The organism is Pseudomonas sp. GNP012, from assembly GCF_054343835.1.
In genome coordinates this window covers 2,394,361-2,411,742 of sequence record NZ_JBTGUU010000001.1, presented here as the reverse complement: position 1 = coordinate 2,411,742, position 17,382 = coordinate 2,394,361, and the positions used below count along the sequence as shown (strand labels likewise).

Below are 17,382 nucleotides of genomic sequence, written 5' to 3'. Positions count from 1 at the left end.
CCTGTGCGTTTATTACTCGTAGAGGATGACGTGGCGCTCGGCGAGGGCATTCATCAGGCCCTGCGCCGTGAAGGTTATACCGTCGACTGGTTGCAGGACGGCAACAGTGCCTTGCACTCGCTGCGCAGTGAAATCTTTGATCTGGCGGTGCTCGACCTTGGCCTGCCACGCATGGACGGTCTCGAAGTGCTCAGGCGCTTGCGTGACAGCGGCTCCAACCTGCCGGTGCTGATCCTGACGGCACGCGATGCCACCGAAGACCGCATCGCCGGCCTGGATGCCGGCGCCGATGACTACCTGATCAAACCCTTCGACCTGGCAGAATTGAAGGCGCGCATACGTGCGTTGCTTCGGCGCAGCGCCGGGCGTGGGCAATCGCTGATCGAGCACGCGGGCATCAGCCTGAACCCCGGCACCCAGCAAGTCAGCTACAAAGGCGAACCGGTGGCCCTGACACCCAAGGAATACCAGTTGCTCCACGAACTGCTCTCGCCACCGGGTAGGGTAATGACTCGCGATCATCTGATGCAGTTGCTGTACGGCTGGAGCGAGGAGGCCGAAAGCAACACGCTGGAAGTGCACATCCATCACCTGCGCAAGAAGCTCTCCACCGATCTGATTCGCACCGTCCGTGGTATCGGTTACTTGGTGGAGGAGCGTCGATGACCTCGATCCGCCGGCGCACCCTGACCCTGATCATTGGCCTGATGCTCGCAGGTCTGGCGGTGATCAGCGTGTTGAACCTGTACGACAGCAACCATGAAATTGCCGAAGTCTATGATGCCCAACTGGCCCAGAATGCTCGCCTGCTGCAAGGCGTCATGCGTATGCCCATGGTGAGCGAGGATCACGCAGATCTGTACAGGGCTTTCAACCAGGCCCTGAACGAGGCGACGCCCAGGGCCGACGGGCATCCGTATGAAACGAAGATTGCATTTCAGGTCTGGAATGCCAGGAATGAAGTGCTGGTGCATACCGCCAGTTCTCCGTCCTTCAGCCAACCCCCGGTCACACCAGGCTTCAGCGATGTAGTCGACCTGAACAACCGGCACTGGCGCGCCTTCCTGCTTGAAGACAAGCAGAACAACCTGCGTATCTGGGTGGGGGAACGGGACGACGTGCGCACGGACCTGGTGGACCGCATCGTGCGCCACACCTTGTGGCCTAACATTCTGGGGAGTTTGATACTGGCCGCAATGCTTTGGCTGGCCATCGGCTGGGGATTGAAACCTCTGGTCAACATGGCTGCAACACTGCGGGCGAGGCATCCCGGATCACTCGAACCCCTGCAATTGACGCCGCTGCCTACCGAGCTTGAGCCGATGCAGGCAGCCCTTAACCGTATGCTTGCGCAGATTCAGGAAGTCATGGGACGTGAGCGACGTTTTATCGCTGATGCCGCCCACGAAATGCGCACACCACTGGCCGTGCTCAGGGTGCATGCGCAGAACCTGATGGAAGCGGCGAGCGAAGGGGAGCGTCGTGCGTCGCTTGAACACTTGATTGCCGGGGTGGACCGTACCAGCCGGCTGGTCAATCAATTGCTCACGATGGCTCGTATCGAGCCTCAAGCTGGCGCGCAACCGCCTGCACCGATTGACCTGGCAGCCACGGTTCGCGACAGCCTGGTTCAGTTGACACCCTGGTTGTTGAGCAAGGATCTTGAATTGGTTTTCGATGTCGGCGACAACATCGGCCTTGTGAGGGTCGACCCTGCGGCTATCGACATTGCCTTGAACAACCTGGTCACCAACGCGGTGAATTTCTCCCCCCGGCACGGCGTGATCACGGTAAAGCTGGTCGAAAAGAGTAACGGCTACGAACTGTCTGTCGAAGATGAGGGGCCGGGTATCGATGAGCAGGATCGTGATCGGCTCTTCGAGCGGTTCTACAGTCGCGCAAACGATCAGGGGGCAGGGTTGGGGCTGACCATCGTCAAGGCCATTGCCGATCGCCTGGGTGGGCAGATCAGACTGGAGAACCGCATCGCGGGCGGTTTACGCGCCACGTTGGAGATCTGTCGCGTTTGACGTTGTGCCTGGTCATGCCTGGTGCATGGCGTCCATGCGGCGGTAACCGGGAGGCACCGGTTACCGCCGCACGGCGTTGCGTCAAGACGCCTGGACGCGGTCCAGGGTCAGGCTTGCGCGGCGCTGACCTGGCCCGTGACCGCGGAATTCTTGCGCACCGCTTGATACAACAGGCTCGATACCATGAACCCGACAATGGCCAGCAGACTCATCAACGAGAAGACGTAGTTGTAGCCTTGTTGACCCGGGAAGTGGTCGAGTATCGCGCCATAGATGACGTAGGCGAACATGCCCGGCGCATAGCCGATCAGGCAACCAATGCCAAAGGCCGAGCCCGTGATGTGCTGGGGAATGCCAACTTCACCCATCGGTGCCCAGAACACACCGCGCATGGAAAACACAATCAGCGCGAAGGAGAGGGTGGCCGCCATGCCAGCGTAGATGTAATCCGGGCTTTTCGGGATGAGCATGATGACGCCCATCAGCGGCAACAACGCCAGGAATGCCCACTTCAGGTAACGGCTGGAACTCTTGAACTGCTTGTCGGCAATGAAGCCGCCAGCGGGGCCGCCGAGGATCTTGAGGAAGTACTGGTTGATGATGCCGTAGGCGCCCACCAGGGCCACGGGCAGTTCGTACATTTCCTTGAGGTAGGGAATGAAATAGGTCAGGCCGCAGTACACGATGTAGACCATGAACACGTTGAGGCTGACCAGCCAGATGCCCGGAACCTTGATCGCTTCGAGCAGGTTCGACAGTCCGTTCTTCGGCTTGGCGGTCGACTGGGTTTTGCCGCTCTTGAGCAACAGCCAGGTCAGGGTGCCGGCAAGAATGTCGATGACCGAGTAGAACAGGATCGCCGACTTCAAACCGTTTTCACCGGAGCCCATGGCGACGAAGACGCCCAGCGCAGAGAAGGCGACCAGGGTATCGATGACGCCACGCCCGCCTTCGAGCAGACCGAACAGGCGCCCCTGTTCCTTATCGTCACCCAGGTTGCGGATGGCCTTGAGCAGCGAAGGCCAGAAGAGGCAGTCGGCACACACGGCCAGCAGGCAGAACACAACCAGCAGATTGCTGAAGGGCGGAAAGGTCGCCAGGTAAAGTCCCAGGCCTCCGGTACCGATCAGGCCGAGGGGGATCAGCTTGCGCGTGTCGTACCGGTCGGCGAGCATGCCGCCCACCACGAACAGCGCGGTGGCGATGATGGCGTTGGCGCTCAGCAGCACGCCGATTTCAGTGTGGGACAGCCCCATGAATTCCTGCATGGGGATATAGAAGGCGTCCTTGAGGCTCGCCAGCTTGTAGATGGTGCCGCCACCGAGGATGAGAATCAGGAATCTGAGCCATTTGGCCTTGTCTTGGGATGTCATTATTGTTCTCCAGGCTTGATTGGGTAGGCAGTGCCGTTCGGCACGTCAGGTTCAGGCGTCAGCGCAATGGGCCAGGGTCAACTCGGCCAGGGTTCGGAACTCGGCCAGCAGACCTCGTACGTAGGCGACCTGGTTGTTTGCCCAACGGTGTTCATCGGCCAGCATTCGCTCCAGCGAGTAGCCTTGCGGCAGCGCTGTTTCACTCATTTCCCGGTACGCAATGAACGGGTCGGCGGCTTCGTCGAACTGGCGGAACGCCGGTGCCACGTAATGGTTTTCCTGCTCGAGAATGAAGGCGATCACTTGCGGGGTTGATTCGCCGAGCATCAACAGTTCGAACAACATGCGAGCGCTGGGCAGGTCGTCTTCGTCGCTGCCTTGCAGCACGCCGTAATGCCCGAAGCCGTTTTGCTCAGGCACGATGCGCACACCCTTGAGGTGCGTCTGGCGTATGTGCGGGGCCAGGGTGCGCATTGCCGCAAGGGGCTGTTCGCAGGCATTGATCATGTTGCCGAAGTCGAACAGGGCGTGCAGGCGCGGGTGGTTCAGCCGGCTCAGCAGTTGCGCGATCTCGCCGCTCTTGAGTTCCTCGTGCTGCTCGAAATCGAAGAACAGGTCGTGTTCGTCTGCCTGTTGCGCGAGGTAGTGCAGGTCCGACTCGATCACGTCCATGACCCGGGACAGCGCCCCTTCGTAGCGTGAGTAGACACGGATGTTGCGGGTACCCAGCGCCTTGGCGATGGCGATCACTTGATCGACATCTTTTTTCAGGGTGCTGCTGATTTCCAGATGCACGTCCAGCCCGAGTGTTTTGGCCTTGGCAGCGAACGCCTGAAGCTGCGCGGCTGTCATTTGACTCAGGCTGTTTTCCTCACCGTCGAGCAGGTGCAGGCTCAGTCCCTGGAGTTCATGGCGATAGGCAAAGTCCAGCAGGTCGCCAGGGGTGACACGGCCGTGGGTCAGGTTGGTCAGCAAGGGGTAGGCATGGGCAAACAGACGCAGTTGCCCAAGTCGGTCGAGCAACCGGCGGGCCAGTGCCTCGGTCAGTTGAGGGGGAGCCTCGGCCTCGACAGCCTTATGGCTGAGCAAGGCGTTGAATCGTTCCTGGATCTTATTGTTCATTCGAGTCGTTCCTGGTTCAGACACCGGGTCTACCGGCGCAGCCTTTATCGCGCCAGTCAGGAACTCTCGATAGATCCATTATCAGCTAAATCATAAGACCACTTGCCCGGCGTCAGGTGGCCGGCTGCAGGTAACCCATTTTGTCCAGGGCCAGGGCCAGCTCTTCGACCCGCGCCTGGGCCTGGTCCTCGGGGGTGCTGGCAAAGCCGATCAGCAGCGCCGGCGGCAAGACATGTTCGACGCAGTAGTCGCTCAGGGGATAGGTATGAATGCCATGCTGGTCGAGCTCCCTGGCCAGGGCATCGTCATCGAGATGCGCAGGTAACCAGGCGATCATGTGCATGCCGGCTTCCACCGGGGTGATCCTGAAGAAAGTCCCCAGTTGTTTCTGTAGCTGTTCGACCAGTGCCTGCTGGCGGGTTTGGTACAGGGCGCGCATCCGCCGAATATGGCCGAGGAAGTGGCCTTCGCGCATGAAGTCCGCGGTGGCGGCCTGAAGCAGGGTAGGCGGGCTGCGATCCATGACCGCCCGCAGGGTGCAGAAGGGTTCGACCAGGGCGTGCGGCAGTATCACGTACCCCAGTCGCAGCGAGGGGAAGAGCACCTTGCTGAAGGTCCCGGCGTAGATGACCCGGGCCCACTGGTCCATGGCATAGAGCGCGGGCAGGGGGCGGCCGTTGTAGCGAAACTCACTGTCGCAATCGTCCTCGATGATCCAGCTTTGATTCTGCGCGGCCCAGTCGATGAGTTCCTGGCGTCGTGCATAACTCATAGTGACGCCCAGAGGATGCTGGCGAGAAGGCGTGGTAAACACCAGGCGGGCGTCAGGACACACAGCCAGGCCTTGCCGGACATCGATCCCCTGTTCGTCGATACGCAACGGCACGACCTGGCCACCCTGTGCCTGGAGCGCAATGCGCGCCGCGATATGCCCCGGATCCTCCATCCAGAAGCTGTCCTGCGGGTTGAGCAACAGCATGCCCAGCAGGTTGAAGGCTTGCTGGGCGCCGGACACGATGACTACCTGCTCGGCACTGCAATCAATGCCGCGGGCATCGAAGACGTACTCGGCAATCGCCTCGCGCAGGGCCAGCAAGCCTTGCAGTTCGCCATAGCCGAGCATGGCCTTGGTCGGTTTGTGCAGGTGGCGGTTCAACAGGCGCTTCCAGACCGATTGCGGGAACGCATCGTAAGCGCTGTGACTGGGCAGGAACGAGGTCGGGCTGCCGGTCGCCCAGCCGGCATAGGAAACACCACGGAAATGATCGCTGCGCAACGACAGCATCGACTGGCTCAGGTCGGACAGTCGAGGCGGCTGGCGCTTGTGCTCATCGTCTTCAATACCGCGGCCTTCCCATTCATGGCCGACGTAAGTCCCGGCCCCGGTCCGCGACGTCAGGAAACCTTCGGCAATCAGTTGATCGAACGCATTGAGAATGCTGATTCGCGACAGCTCAAGCTCCTTGCTCAGGGTCCGCGTGGACGGCAGGCGCACGCCGCCCTGAATCCTGCCACTGAGAATCTGTTTGCGAATCTGCAAGTAGAGTTGGCGGTACAAGGGGATGGAACTGGCACGATCCAGTTCGATACCCGACAACAGCAAACCTGCGGAGGATTTCATTATTCGTTCGTCCACGGAAAAGGAAGGTGCCTGATCGTCATGTGCATGCCCAAGCGGTCCAGTAAAAAATCAGCAGGAAGTAACAGATTGTAAATTTGAACTATACCCAATAGGGCAATCGCTCCTGGCCTTGGGACATGATGCCTGCCCAGATACTCGTCCCGGGAACTTCAACGTCGGACAGACAGAGAAATTCTGCTTCTGAACGCTTTGAAGATCGCTGCCAGCAATGCGGTGCGTTTACAGGTTCAAAGTCTGATCAAGCATTAGCCCCAGTCCGGCCGCGTGTTGCACGTCGCCAGGCCCAAGTTCAAAACACTGAACAAGGCAAGGAGTTTGCGATGGCTGATTCAAGCAAGAAAATGGGCCTGATGGGGCTCACGACGCTGGTAACGGTCAACATGATGGGCTCGGGCATCATCATGTTGCCCACCAACATGGCTCAACTGGGTGCCGTCTCGCTACTGTCATGGATCTTCACCGCGATCGGTTCGATGGCTATCGCTTACTGCTTTGCCCAATGCGGAGTCTTCTGTTCGCGTTCCGGCGGTTTGTCCGCCTACACAGAAGAGGCCCATTCAAAGTCGGGTTTTTTCCTCTGCTCGTACCTGTACTTCCTGTCCCTGGCCATCGCCAACGTGGCCGTGGCCATTTCGGCGGTGGGCTACATGACCGCCTTCGTGCCCTGGCTGGGCACGGGTGCCATTCCTTTGTGCGTCGGCACCATCGGGCTGATCTGGCTGACCACTTTCGCCAATTTCGGGGGCCCGGGCATCACCGGCAAGATCGGTGCATTCACGGTGTGGGGCGTGATCATTCCGGTAGCGGGCCTGAGCATCATCGGCTGGTTCTGGTTCAAGCCTGATGTGCTGGCCGCCGCCTGGAACCCCAACAGCCTGCCGATTTCCGAAGCCATCAGCAAAGCCATTCCCCTGACCCTGTGGGCCTTCCTGGGCATGGAGTCGGCGGCCCAGGCCACCGATGCCGTGGAAAACCCCAAGCGCAACGTACCGCTGGCCTGCCTGTTCGGCACCCTCGGTGCCGCCGTGGTCTATGTGCTGTCGACCACCGTCATCCAGGGCATCATTCCCAACGCCGAACTGGCCAAGTCCTCGGCGCCCTTTGCGCTGGTCTACGCGACGATATTCAATCCGATGGTGGGCAATATCGTCATGGCCCTGGCGGTCATGGCCTGTGTCGGCTCGCTGCTGGGCTGGCAATTCACCCTGGCGCAAACGGCGAAGATGACGGCTGACCAGAACCTGTTCCTCAAGCTGTTCAGCAAGGTCAACTCGATGAATGCGCCCGTCGTCGGCATGATCGTCTGCGGTGTGCTGCAAACCCTGATGGCCCTGTCGACCATCTCGCCCGACGCCGCCGCGCAGTTCAGCAAGCTGGTCAGCCTGGCCGCGGTCACCAACCTCATCCCCTATATCACTGCGCTGACCGGCCTGCTGGTGATCATGCACAAGGCCGGGGTCTCATCAGCGATTCGCACGCGTAACGTGGTGGTCTTGCTGATTGCAGTCACGTACTCCCTGTACGCCCTGTATGCCTGCGGCAAGGACGCAGTGATGGGCGGCACCCTGGTGCTCGCTGTCGGCTACCTGCTCTACGGATTCCTCGCCAAGCGCTTCACCGAAGCGCCAGCGGCCAGCCAGGCCAGGCCTGCAAACCCTCAGGTGTAGCCATCAGGACTGCACAGACATCTGCATACGGGGAAACCGGACATGAACGTACCATTTGCCACAACCACCAGACTGCTGCTTGCCTTCGCACTCTTGACGCTGCCGCTGGTAGCCGGCGCCAACACCCTTGAACGCGTGCGCAGCAGCCACACCTTTAACCTGGGCTACTTGCCGGACCTGGCGCCCTTCAGCAAGCAGGAAGGCGACAAGGCCAGCGGTTATGCCATCGACCTGTGCCTGAAAGTCGCCGACAAGCTCAAGAGCGAACTGGGCCTGCCCGACCTGCAAGTGCACTACCTGCCGGTCACGGTTGCGGATCAGGTCAGTGCCGTCAGCCAAGGCAAGGTGGATATCCTCTGCACGCCGACCGCGCCCACCCTGGAACGGCGCAAGATGATCAGCTACTCCATCCCGGTCTACACCGCCGGCCTCTCGGTCGTGGTGCGCAACGATGCGGCCGAACCCTTGCTCAACGTGCTCAATGGCAAGGTCGCCACTGCGGGCCCGACCTGGCGTGCAAGCATCAACAATGGCCTGGCCAACCAGACCTACGCGACCCTCGAGGGCGGGGTGACCGAAGACTGGATTCGCGAACGCATGCGCCTGCTCAACGTGATCGCCTCGCTGGTGACCGTGGCCAACAACGACGAGGGCGTCAAGCTGGTCGCCGAGGGCAAGGCCGATGCCTTCTTCTCCGAACGCATGTTGCTGCGAAACGAAATCGCCAAGGAAGGTGCGGCGCAGAACCTGATGATCCTGGACCGCATCTTCGAGTACTCGCCGGTGGCGATGATGGTCGATCGCAACGACGAAGACTTCCGCCTGCTGGTCGACACGGCCCTGAGTGAAGCCTATTACTCGGGCTTTGTGGAAAAGGCCTACGACCAGTATCTGGGCGGGAGCAACCTTACCGTGAAGAGACTGTTCAGGGTCTATGCATTGCCGTAGCTGTGGCGAGGGAGCTTGCTCCCGCTGGACTGCGCAGCAGTCCCTCTTTTTGGGGGCGCTGCGCACCCCAGCGGGAGCAAGCTCCCTCGCCACAGGTGATGCCATTGGTTCGGAGCCGCATCAATTGGCGAGGACCATGGCCAAGCAGGAATCGCCCTGTCGCCACTAACGGTTAAAACGCTCGGCCAGGCTGTGCAGGTATTCAGCCATGACTTCAAGATCCTGGCTGATTGCGGCGCCTTGTTTGGCCTGCCCGGCGCTGTGATCACAGAGCTGGGCAATACGGGTGATCTGCTGATTGATGTCTTCAGCCACGTGACTTTGTTCTTCAGACGCCGAGGCCATCTGCTGGCTCATTCCGGTAATCCGGGTGACGGCCTGACTGATGCCGACCAGCGCCGACTGTACCGCCTCGACACGCTGCATGCTTTCGCGGGACATCTGCTCGCCACGGTTGGCCGTTGATACTGCGCGATCGGCACCGTCGTACAGAGAAGCGATGATGCCGTGGATCTGCTCGGTGGAGGTGCGAGTGCGTTGTGCAAGGGAGCGCACCTCGTCGGCAACTACGGCAAAACCGCGACCTTGCTCACCGGCCCGGGCCGCCTCGATCGCCGCATTGAGCGCCAGCAGGTTGGTCTGTTCGGCAATGGACGTGATGACATCCACGACACTGCCGATCGATTGCGTTTCGCTCGCCAATGCGTTGACCGCCTTGCCGATTTCGTTGACCGCCTCATGCATGGTTTCCATGGCGTTCAGGCTTTGCCGGGCCAGTTCACTGCCCTCACGCGTCAACTGGTCAGCCTGCGACGCGGCATGCGCGGTGCTGATGACGTTCTGGGTGACTTCCTGGATGGTGGCGGCCATCTGTGAGATGGCGGCGGCGGACTGATCGGTTTCACTGCGCTGACGATCAAGCGACTGCGCCTGAGAACCGGAGAGTTCGGATGACTGCGCGGCCTTGGCCTTGACATTGACCCCGGCATCGACGAGTCGGCTCAGGGCGGTCTGCAAGCGCGCTTCCTCACTGACCATGGCCATGTCCAGGCGACCCTGGGGACCATGATTGTCGCTGTAGGTGAGCGCGACCAACGGATCGGAAAAGGCTTTCGGATGCTCGGCCAGGGTGCGCTCGATGGCTTTGCGATGCCGGGACTCGATCAGGTACCAGGCCATACACAGGCTCGCCACCATCAGCCCCTGTGCCGCCGCATTGGGCAGCCACTGCACGGCGAGCAATGAAACTGTGCCAGCGACCAGCAACGGCCACCCCTGTTGCAGCGGCCGGGAAATCCGCGCGCTCAGCGAAACGATGGGCTTGCCGGCCCGCATCCGTGCATAGAGTGCTGCAGCCCGACGAACCTGGTCGCGGCTGGGCAGCGAACGAACCGACTCGTAACCACTCAGGCGTCCGTTTTCATGGATGGGCGTGACGTAGGCACTGACCCAATAGAAGTCACCATTTTTCGCGCGGTTTTTCACAATGCCCATCCAGGGTTTGCCTTGCTTGATGGTGTGCCACATGTGAATGAATACCCCGGGAGGCATGTCGGGGTGTCGAACCAGGTTATGGGGCTGGCCCACCAATTCGTCGTAGGTGAAACCGCTGATGGCAACAAAGGCCTCGTTGCAGTAGGTGATCCGGCTATCGAGATCGGTCGTGGAGATCAATCGTTGTTCGGCGGGAAATACTCTTTCATGCTCGGTTACGGGCAAATTCACGCGCATACGATGCGACCCCTCGGATTATTATTATGATGTTGAGCCTATAGAACAGAACGGGCCCGAAGAGGAATTTATGGAGGGGGGAGGCTGACGGAGATTCATCCGACGACAATTTCTTTTCATTTCATGACAAATTCACGATATCGCTGTGGAATCATGCGTGACGTCCAATTGAGTCGGTTTCGGGGCGCGACGTATAACCTCGGGTGACGGATGTCGCCGCCCCTCTATACAAGGCAGGTTCCAGGCATTGCGGGCAAGCCATGGAGAAAGGCGGCAATCTCCCGACTATTGCGCAAATGCACCACAGGAATCCGCGGGCCCGTGGCCATGCGCACCGCTTCGATACCCGGGCGGTAGCCTCGATCGAAATTCCACACGAACTCAAGGAACGTCAGGAACGCCCGGTCGAGCTTCTCTGCGCAGCCGGCTGCAAGGTCAGGGCGAGGGCGGTTCATGACGCTGCGCAGGATCACCCGGGCGAAGCAGGTGAGTCGCGGCGTATCGAGCCAGATGATCAGGTCGGCCCGGGGCAGGCGAAGATCGAAGGTGCGTCGGGCATAGTTGCCTTCACAAATCCAGCTATCCGCCGCGATCGCTGCGCTGACCCGCGCGCGGAACTGCTCCGCGTCGGGTTCGATCCAGCCGGGCTCCCAGAACAGGGTATCGAGGTGCACCACGGGCAGCCCCAGATGCTTGCCGAGGGTGCGGGCGAGGGTGGATTTGCCGCTGCCGGCATTGCCCAGAATAACAATCCGTTGCACGAGTGACGTCCTGTGGAAAAAAAGATTCTTTACGCATTCCCGGGGAACTGTAGGAGCCAGCCTGCTGGCGATGGACTCAGATGCGCCGCGTTTATCCAGCTCACCCGCGTTATCGCTAACGACCATCGCTGGCAAGCCAGTGACCTCCAAACCAGTGAAGGCCCCAAAAAAAGCCGGCAATTGTGCAGGGTTTTGCTCGCCAGTCAAAGGCCGCTGAGGGAAACCTCGCTGACATGACGCCTGCCGGCCCGTTTCGTGTGTCAGGCGGATGCACCCACGCCTTCGGCTTTCTCCTGCGCCGCAACGTCATGCAGGGAAATCCTCGAGGTCTCCGGCAATGCCAGTCCCCCGGCCAGCGCGAGCAATGCGATCGCGATCAGGTAGAACGCCGGCGACAGGTTGCTGCCGGTGGTGCTGATCAGCCACGTCGCCACCAGCGGCGCGGTGCCGCCGAACAAGGTGTACGCCATGTTGTAGGTGATGGCCGAGGCGGTGTATCGAGTGCGGGTCGGGAAGGTTTCCGAGAGCAAGGCCGCCGTCACCACGCCACACAACACCGCGCCAATCGCCAGGAGCATGACGCCGACGACGGACGCTGCGAACGAGCCGGAGCTGGCCATCAGGAACGATGGATACACGACAACGATCAACAGCGCGCAGGCCGTCATCACCGTCATGCGACGCCCGACCCGGTCCGAATACAGTCCGGCCAGCGGGCAGATCGCCGCGGCGAACAGCAATGCAATCAGTGACACCAGCAACGCGGTTGCGCGACTCAGGCCACCGGCGACTTGCAGGTAAGTCGCGAAATAGGTGGTGAACATATAAAACGACAGGGCGGTCAGTGACACGAAGGCACCCAGGCAACAGATCGCCGCCCCATGGTTGCGCAAGGTGTCCTTGAGCGGCGAGTGGGCGACCGCATGTTCCTGGGTCACCGCCTGGAATGCCGGCGTCTCGTCGAGCTTCCAGCGCAAGTAAAGCCCCACCAGGCCCAGCGGTGCAGCAATCAGGAACGGCAGGCGCCAACCCCAACTGCCCATGGCTTCGGCCGACAATGACGCCTCGAGTGCGTAGGCCACCACGGCAGCCGCGGCGAAGGCGGAAAATGTCGACACCGGGATGAAGCTGCCGTACCAGGCGCGCTTGTCGCTCGGTGCATGCTCCATCAGGTAGGCACAGGCACCTGCGTATTCGCCCCCGGCGGAAAAACCCTGGGCGCAACGGATCAGCGACAGCAGAATCGGCGCCGTGACCCCGATCGCCGCATAAGTGGGCAGCAGGCCGATCAGGGTCGTCGCACCTGCCATCAGCAGAATGGTCATCGCCAGGGTTCGCTTGCGGCCGATCCGGTCGCCCAGCATGCCGAAGAAAATCCCGCCAAGGGGCCGAAACGCGAAGGCCACGGCGAACACGGCGAAGGTCTTGAGCAGCGCGGCGCTGGCATCGCCGCTGGGGAAGAATTGCTGGGCGATGGTCGTGGCTAGAAAGCCATAGACGGCGAAGTCGAACCACTCGACGAAATTGCCGATGCCGGCGGCGACAATCACTCTTCTCAGTGTTTGCGGGCTGACTTGTTCCGTATTTGCGCTCGTCATGCTTGACCTCGACAGTTCGTCAGTAAGCTATCGATTATCGGGGCAGGCACGGCGGCGGCTCACTTCAAAAGTGTCATCCACATAGTCAGTACCGACTTCATACTCTTGAATGACCCATGATTGTCGGCCTGACTGGCCGAAAGCCGCAGTTTGCGAAGGGCGGTGTTTTTAGTGAACTTGTAAAGCACCGGGGGTATTGTCGGTCGCCAGGACCAGATCGATAGGGAAGGGATGAAGATGACATTGACTGCCGAAAGCCTGGTCAGGATCGCAATGACCAATCCGGTCAACGCAGAAATTTACACGCGCTTGCCCGAGCTTGGCTTGAACCAATGCATGCTCACGGCCGGTTGCCTGTTCCAGGCCGTCTGGAATCATCAGTCACAGCGACCGCCAGCGTGGGGAGTGAAGGATTACGACGTATTTTACTTCGATGATGATCTGTCCTGGGAAGCAGAGAACGAGGTCATTCAGTCAGCCCGGCAGCTGTTCAACGATCTCGACGTGAATGTTGAGGTCAAGAATCAGGCTCGCGTTCATCTATGGTACAGCCAGCGGTTCGGCGGGGATTATCCCAGGCTTGAGTCCGCCAGGGACGGAGTCGATCGCTACCTGGTTGCCGGTACCTGCATCGGTTGGGATGTCGCCACCGGCGAGGTCTATGCCCCCAACGGCCTGGCCGACACAGAGCACGGGCTGCTTCGAATCAATCCAGGCAATCCCAGGCCGGACTTGTTCGATCAGAAGGCCAGAAGTTATCAGGCTCGCTGGCCGTGGCTCAGGATCATCGCGCAACACAGTTGAACGGGACCAACCGAACTGACCGATTCGGGCCTCAGATCCTTTGAGGCCCTCGTCGCTAAAGCCAGGTTGAAACTCAGTTCTTCACTACCGGCACCGTCACGGTTTTGCCGAAGGCCGACTTGATGGTCGCCGTCGGGGCAGCCGACGGGCCGCTGCCGACGGTTGTCACCGCTATATTCCAGCGCGCGCCTGTCGGCGTAAGCGTCAGGGTGGCGGTGCCAAGGTTCACCGTGCCGGTTGTGGTCGTGGCCGTCGCCGTGATGCTATTGCCCGCTCCACGCGAGGTGGTGCCGGACAGCACCCAATACCAGCGGCTGCTGCTACGGGCGGTGACGGTGGCGCTGGTGACGATCAGGTTCTCGACGACCCCTGCCGAGACCGCCACGGACACCGTCGCCGGTGCCGACTCCGCGTTCTTGGCATCGCTGGCCCTATAGGTAAAGGTCGCGGTGAACGGCGCGGGGATCGTGGCCGGTGGTGTGTAGATCACACGCAAACCGTCGGTGCTGACCGAGCCCTTGCCGGAGTCCGGTTGCTCCAGACCCACCACTTTAAGTGGCACGTTACCGTCAGGGTCGCTGTCGTTGGCCAACACGTTGATGGTCACCGGTTGGCCGGTGTTACTGATGGCGCTGTCGGGGTTGGCGACAGGTTTCTGGTTGGCGAGGTCTTCGACACGTTCATCGCCAGTGCGGAAAGTCGGCAGCGCGGCGGAATTGACGTAGGTGACGCCGTCCCAGCCAGGCAGGGGCGTTGGCATCAACTGGAACTGGCCGGGGTGCTCGACATCCCAACGCATCAGCATGGACGTGTCCTCGTGCTGGGTGTTGTGGCAGTGCTCCAGGTAGGTCCCGGCGAACTCGCGGAAGCGGATCGCAATGTCCACATCCACCGAACTGTCGATGCCTTGGCCGATGAGATAGACATCCTTGCGTGCCCATTTTTCCCATTCCGGCGGCGCCTTGCCGTCGCGGTTGAGGACGATGCCTTCTTCGAAGTGCACGTGCACCGGGTGGCTCCAGCCGTTGCCGCCGTTCCTGATTTTCCACACTTCCAGGGTGCCATCGCCGGAGAACCCGGCAGGGGTCGGACCGGTGGCCAGTTGCGGAGCGGCGCTGATGATCCGAGGATCCATTTGGTAGCCGAAACCGCCATCGGTCTTGATGGTCCAGGGTTCTTCGTCGGTACCGTCGGAGCGACCGAAGATGAACTCGCGATGGCGTGCAGCCTTGAGCTTGGCCTGCATCGTCGGGTCGTCGCGATTGATCGTCAACGGGATCATGCTTTTACCCACTGGCTTGCCCGGTTTGGCGGGTTCGTAGTCGGCGGGGTTCATGCTCACGTCCTGGCCGGCATATGGCTGGACCACCATCTGCATGAACTTGCCCACCACCGGGTCGCCGTCCTCCCATCTCAAGCCAGTACTGGTCAGCTTGAGCACTGCCTTGTACCTGCCGGCCAGGACATCGGCCAAGCTCAGCGGAATACTCTCCGGACCCTTGCCGTCGTGATGTTCCATCAGGTTGACGAAGTAGAGTTTGTCGCCGGTCCTGATCCCGTATTTCGAGAAGTTGACGATGATGTCGAAGCGCTCGGCAATGCCCTGGGCGGGCAGGATCGCGTTGTGGTCCTGCAGGTCGCCGTCAGCGTCCAGATCCAGGCTGCCGTCGAACGGCACGGCGTGTTCCATGAGGTTGCCGTCGTTGGCGATCAAGTGGAAGGGCACGCGGGTATAGGACAGGCCGGAGCCTGTCGGGCCGGGGAATTCGCCACCGGTGCCGACGACTTCACGCACCAGCGCGATCCTGAAGAAGCGTGACACCGAGCCATTGAGAATGCGGAAGCGATAGCTGCGAGCCCGCACGTTCAGACGTGGTTGGTACTGCCAGTTGACCAGCATCTGATCGCCGAGGAAGCCGTCGGTGTTGAAGGGGTTGAACCACAGCTGGCCGTTCTGATCCCAGGCCTTGTCGGCCAGCATCAGGTTGACGTCGTAGTCGCGGTTGCCCCAAGGCAAGGCCGAGCCACTGGGCAGGCGCAGGTTGACGCCGTCCTGCAGCGCTTCGTTACCGCGATCCAGGGCGCTGTAGTAGTTCATCATTGACGCGCTGCCCTTGTAGACGTTCTGCGCGGTGAAATCGAGCATGTGGTCGTGGAACCAGTGGGTGCTCATGGTTTCGCGCCAGTCACCACGGATCTTGATGGTGCCGTTGTTGCAGGTCTTCAAGCCCGGCGTGGCGTCGTTGACATACAGGGTTTCGCCCGGGGCGCAGGGAAACGCCGCGCGCGGATCCTGGGCGCTGGTGTTGATGCTGTCGTAACCGGCCAACTGGATCGGCCAGCGATAGTCGAAGTACTGCCCCGGAAAGAAAAACGCATTGGCATAGCCGTCGCTTTCGGCCGGGTTGTGGCCGTTGTGTTCGTGGGTGCTGAGGGTGTGCAGGCCAAAACCCATGTTGGCTGATGGATCGATCGGCAGGGCGTTGTAGTGCCGCATCAGCACGCCCTGGCCGTAGCGCACCATCAACAGTTTTGGCGGAAAGGTGCCGTCGAAGGTCCAGAGCGCCTTGTGGTTCTGAATCGGCATGTTGGGGTGGAAACGCGTGTCGATGCCTTTGGTGGTGCCCGCGATGATCGGGTTGTCCGAGGTCTGGTTGTAGAGCCCGCCCGGCCCGAATTCACCGACGGCGTAGTTGTGCAATTGCTTGCGGTCGCGCATGCCGCCGTTGAGCTTGGCGCCCGCTTGGGCGGTCTTGAAGGCGACCTGTGGGTAGAACTCGTTCCAGCGCTGGTGCGACCAGCCTTTTCCTGGCGGACGACCCTCGGCCGGCGAGCCGACCGGATGGCGGTTGAGGAAGGCTTCTACCTGCGCTTTCCACGGGTTGCGGTCCAGCACGTTGGAATACTGTGACGGAAACGGGTACAGCCCGGGCTGGCGCATGAAGGCTTCGAGCGCCACAGCCGAAGGGCCGCTGCGGGCGATGTTGTTCGGGTCCTGCACGGGCGCCGGGCCGACGGTCGGAGGCGGGAAGGTCAGGGTGGGCGGTGGCAGTGTCGGGTCGAGTTTTTCCGTGCCGAATTCTTCGAACAACAGCAATTGCTGGGTGTACGGCTGCGCCCCGAACAACGGGCTGGGCTTGCCGTTGGTGGGGATCTTGAACGATGTCTGCAGCGCTGGTGGCAGCACGTTGTCGGTCGTCGGCGTGGTGCGGGTACCATAAACGCCATTGGGCAGGGCGAAGGCACCCGTGTTGGTGGGTGGCATGGCCTCTACAGCATCCACCGCGGCCTGGGGGTCGGCCGGCGGATTGGTATACGCCGAGGGGTCCGTCGGTGGTGGCGGGCCGTAATCATCCAGTGGTGCGGCGTCTGCCGTGGCCAGGGTAAAGAACATCGCACAAGGCAGGCTTGTTTTGCGCAGCCAGTAGAAGGAATTGCCTGGTTGGGTCGTGCGTTTCATGTTTCACCCCTCACGTGATGTCCCGTCGTCTCCATGTCCGGGACGACTGCTGTTGTGGGCACAAGGGGGGGCGTGCAACTAATGAGCCATCACCCGGGCAAAGAAAAAACCCAGGTTAATGAACAAGTTGCTGGCGGATTTGCATTCGGGAGACGCGGGGAGAAAGGGGATGTTCCTCCAATTTGGTGGTAATTGCCCGCAAGGGTGGGTGAAGTAACCCATTTATGGGGAAGCGGCAGCCCGGCC

12 protein-coding genes and 1 pseudogene are annotated in these 17,382 nt (G+C 60.9%); 5 read left to right on the top strand and 8 right to left on the bottom strand.

Going from position 1 to position 17,382, the window contains the following annotated elements:
- Positions 1 to 3 precede the first annotated feature (3 nt).
- On the top strand, positions 4 to 666 hold the full coding sequence (locus ACXX83_RS10815; protein ID WP_458548427.1) for a response regulator: 663 nt from the start codon (positions 4 to 6) through the stop codon (positions 664 to 666).
- The gene (locus ACXX83_RS10810; protein WP_458548426.1) at positions 663 to 2,030 is read left to right on the top strand and encodes a sensor histidine kinase; all 1,368 of its coding nucleotides are present in this window, start codon (positions 663 to 665) and stop codon (positions 2,028 to 2,030) included. The genes ACXX83_RS10815 and ACXX83_RS10810 overlap by 4 nt, the downstream gene beginning before the upstream one ends.
- 107 nt (positions 2,031 to 2,137) lie before the next feature.
- Here the strand turns inward: ACXX83_RS10810 and ACXX83_RS10805 are convergent, their stop codons facing one another.
- The 3 genes from ACXX83_RS10805 to pdxR all read right to left on the bottom strand — a co-directional run bounded on the left by ACXX83_RS10805 (position 2,138) and on the right by pdxR (position 6,146).
- A complete protein-coding gene (locus ACXX83_RS10805; protein WP_458548425.1) occupies positions 2,138 to 3,403 on the bottom strand; it encodes an MFS transporter in 1,266 nt (421 codons plus the stop codon).
- 51 nt (positions 3,404 to 3,454) lie between these two features.
- A complete protein-coding gene (locus ACXX83_RS10800; protein ID WP_458548424.1) occupies positions 3,455 to 4,525 on the bottom strand; it encodes a sugar phosphate isomerase/epimerase family protein in 1,071 nt (356 codons plus the stop codon).
- Positions 4,526 to 4,637: 112 nt separating this feature from the next.
- Entirely contained in the window at positions 4,638 to 6,146 is a 1,509-nt protein-coding gene (gene pdxR, locus ACXX83_RS10795; protein WP_458548423.1) for a MocR-like pyridoxine biosynthesis transcription factor PdxR, read from the bottom strand.
- Positions 6,147 to 6,487: 341 nt separating this feature from the next.
- Between pdxR and potE the strand changes: the two genes are divergently transcribed.
- Together potE and ACXX83_RS10785 are read left to right on the top strand one after the other, a co-directional pair.
- Positions 6,488 to 7,834: a putrescine-ornithine antiporter gene (gene potE / locus ACXX83_RS10790; RefSeq protein WP_458548422.1), complete on the top strand. Its 1,347-nt coding sequence runs from the start codon at positions 6,488 to 6,490 to the stop codon at positions 7,832 to 7,834.
- Positions 7,835 to 7,876: 42 nt separating this feature from the next.
- Positions 7,877 to 8,782, top strand: a complete 906-nt coding sequence (locus ACXX83_RS10785) for an amino acid ABC transporter substrate-binding protein (RefSeq protein WP_458548421.1) — start codon at positions 7,877 to 7,879, stop codon at positions 8,780 to 8,782.
- 165 nt (positions 8,783 to 8,947) lie between these two features.
- Here the strand turns inward: ACXX83_RS10785 and ACXX83_RS10780 are convergent, their stop codons facing one another.
- From ACXX83_RS10780 to ACXX83_RS10765, 4 genes and pseudogenes are all read right to left on the bottom strand, one after another.
- Positions 8,948 to 9,979, bottom strand: coding sequence for a methyl-accepting chemotaxis protein (locus ACXX83_RS10780; protein ID WP_458550185.1), 1,032 nt, complete (start codon positions 9,977 to 9,979; stop codon positions 8,948 to 8,950).
- Between the two features lie 255 nt (positions 9,980 to 10,234).
- Positions 10,235 to 10,513: pseudogene (locus tag ACXX83_RS10775) on the bottom strand (PAS domain-containing protein); the annotation flags it as partial.
- Positions 10,514 to 10,737: 224 nt separating this feature from the next.
- Complete coding sequence (locus ACXX83_RS10770; protein WP_458548420.1) at positions 10,738 to 11,274, bottom strand: P-loop NTPase family protein; 537 nt, start codon at positions 11,272 to 11,274, stop codon at positions 10,738 to 10,740.
- A 260-nt stretch (positions 11,275 to 11,534) separates the two neighbouring features.
- Positions 11,535 to 12,872 carry an MFS transporter gene (locus tag ACXX83_RS10765; protein WP_458548419.1) on the bottom strand — a complete coding sequence of 446 codons (1,338 nt, stop codon included), beginning with the start codon at positions 12,870 to 12,872 and terminating at the stop codon, positions 11,535 to 11,537.
- A gap of 273 nt (positions 12,873 to 13,145) precedes the next feature.
- On the opposite strand from ACXX83_RS10765, the gene ACXX83_RS10760 reads away from it, so the two are divergent.
- A complete protein-coding gene (locus ACXX83_RS10760; protein ID WP_458548418.1) occupies positions 13,146 to 13,676 on the top strand; it encodes a nucleotidyltransferase family protein in 531 nt (176 codons plus the stop codon).
- A 73-nt stretch (positions 13,677 to 13,749) separates the two neighbouring features.
- On the opposite strand, the gene ACXX83_RS10755 is transcribed toward ACXX83_RS10760, so the two are convergent.
- Positions 13,750 to 17,070, bottom strand: a complete 3,321-nt coding sequence (locus ACXX83_RS10755) for an Ig-like domain-containing protein (RefSeq protein WP_458550184.1) — start codon at positions 17,068 to 17,070, stop codon at positions 13,750 to 13,752.
- Positions 17,071 to 17,382 lie beyond the last annotated feature (312 nt).

What these genes read in the sequence shown, in the direction of transcription:
- ACXX83_RS10785 (WP_458548421.1), top strand. Translation starts at nt 7,877, where the DNA reads ATGAACGTACCATTTGCCACAACCACCAGACTGCTGCTTGCCTTCGCA.
- ACXX83_RS10780 (WP_458550185.1), bottom strand. Translation starts at nt 9,979, where the DNA reads ATGGTGGCGAGCCTGTGTATGGCCTGGTACCTGATCGAGTCCCGGCAT.
- potE (WP_458548422.1), top strand. Translation starts at nt 6,488, where the DNA reads ATGGCTGATTCAAGCAAGAAAATGGGCCTGATGGGGCTCACGACGCTG.
- ACXX83_RS10755 (WP_458550184.1), bottom strand. Translation starts at nt 17,070, where the DNA reads ATGTTCTTTACCCTGGCCACGGCAGACGCCGCACCACTGGATGATTAC.
- ACXX83_RS10765 (WP_458548419.1), bottom strand. Translation starts at nt 12,872, where the DNA reads ATGACGAGCGCAAATACGGAACAAGTCAGCCCGCAAACACTGAGAAGA.
- ACXX83_RS10760 (WP_458548418.1), top strand. Translation starts at nt 13,146, where the DNA reads ATGACCAATCCGGTCAACGCAGAAATTTACACGCGCTTGCCCGAGCTT.
- ACXX83_RS10800 (WP_458548424.1), bottom strand. Translation starts at nt 4,525, where the DNA reads ATGAACAATAAGATCCAGGAACGATTCAACGCCTTGCTCAGCCATAAG.
- ACXX83_RS10810 (WP_458548426.1), top strand. Translation starts at nt 663, where the DNA reads ATGACCTCGATCCGCCGGCGCACCCTGACCCTGATCATTGGCCTGATG.
- pdxR (WP_458548423.1), bottom strand. Translation starts at nt 6,146, where the DNA reads ATGAAATCCTCCGCAGGTTTGCTGTTGTCGGGTATCGAACTGGATCGT.
- ACXX83_RS10805 (WP_458548425.1), bottom strand. Translation starts at nt 3,403, where the DNA reads ATGACATCCCAAGACAAGGCCAAATGGCTCAGATTCCTGATTCTCATC.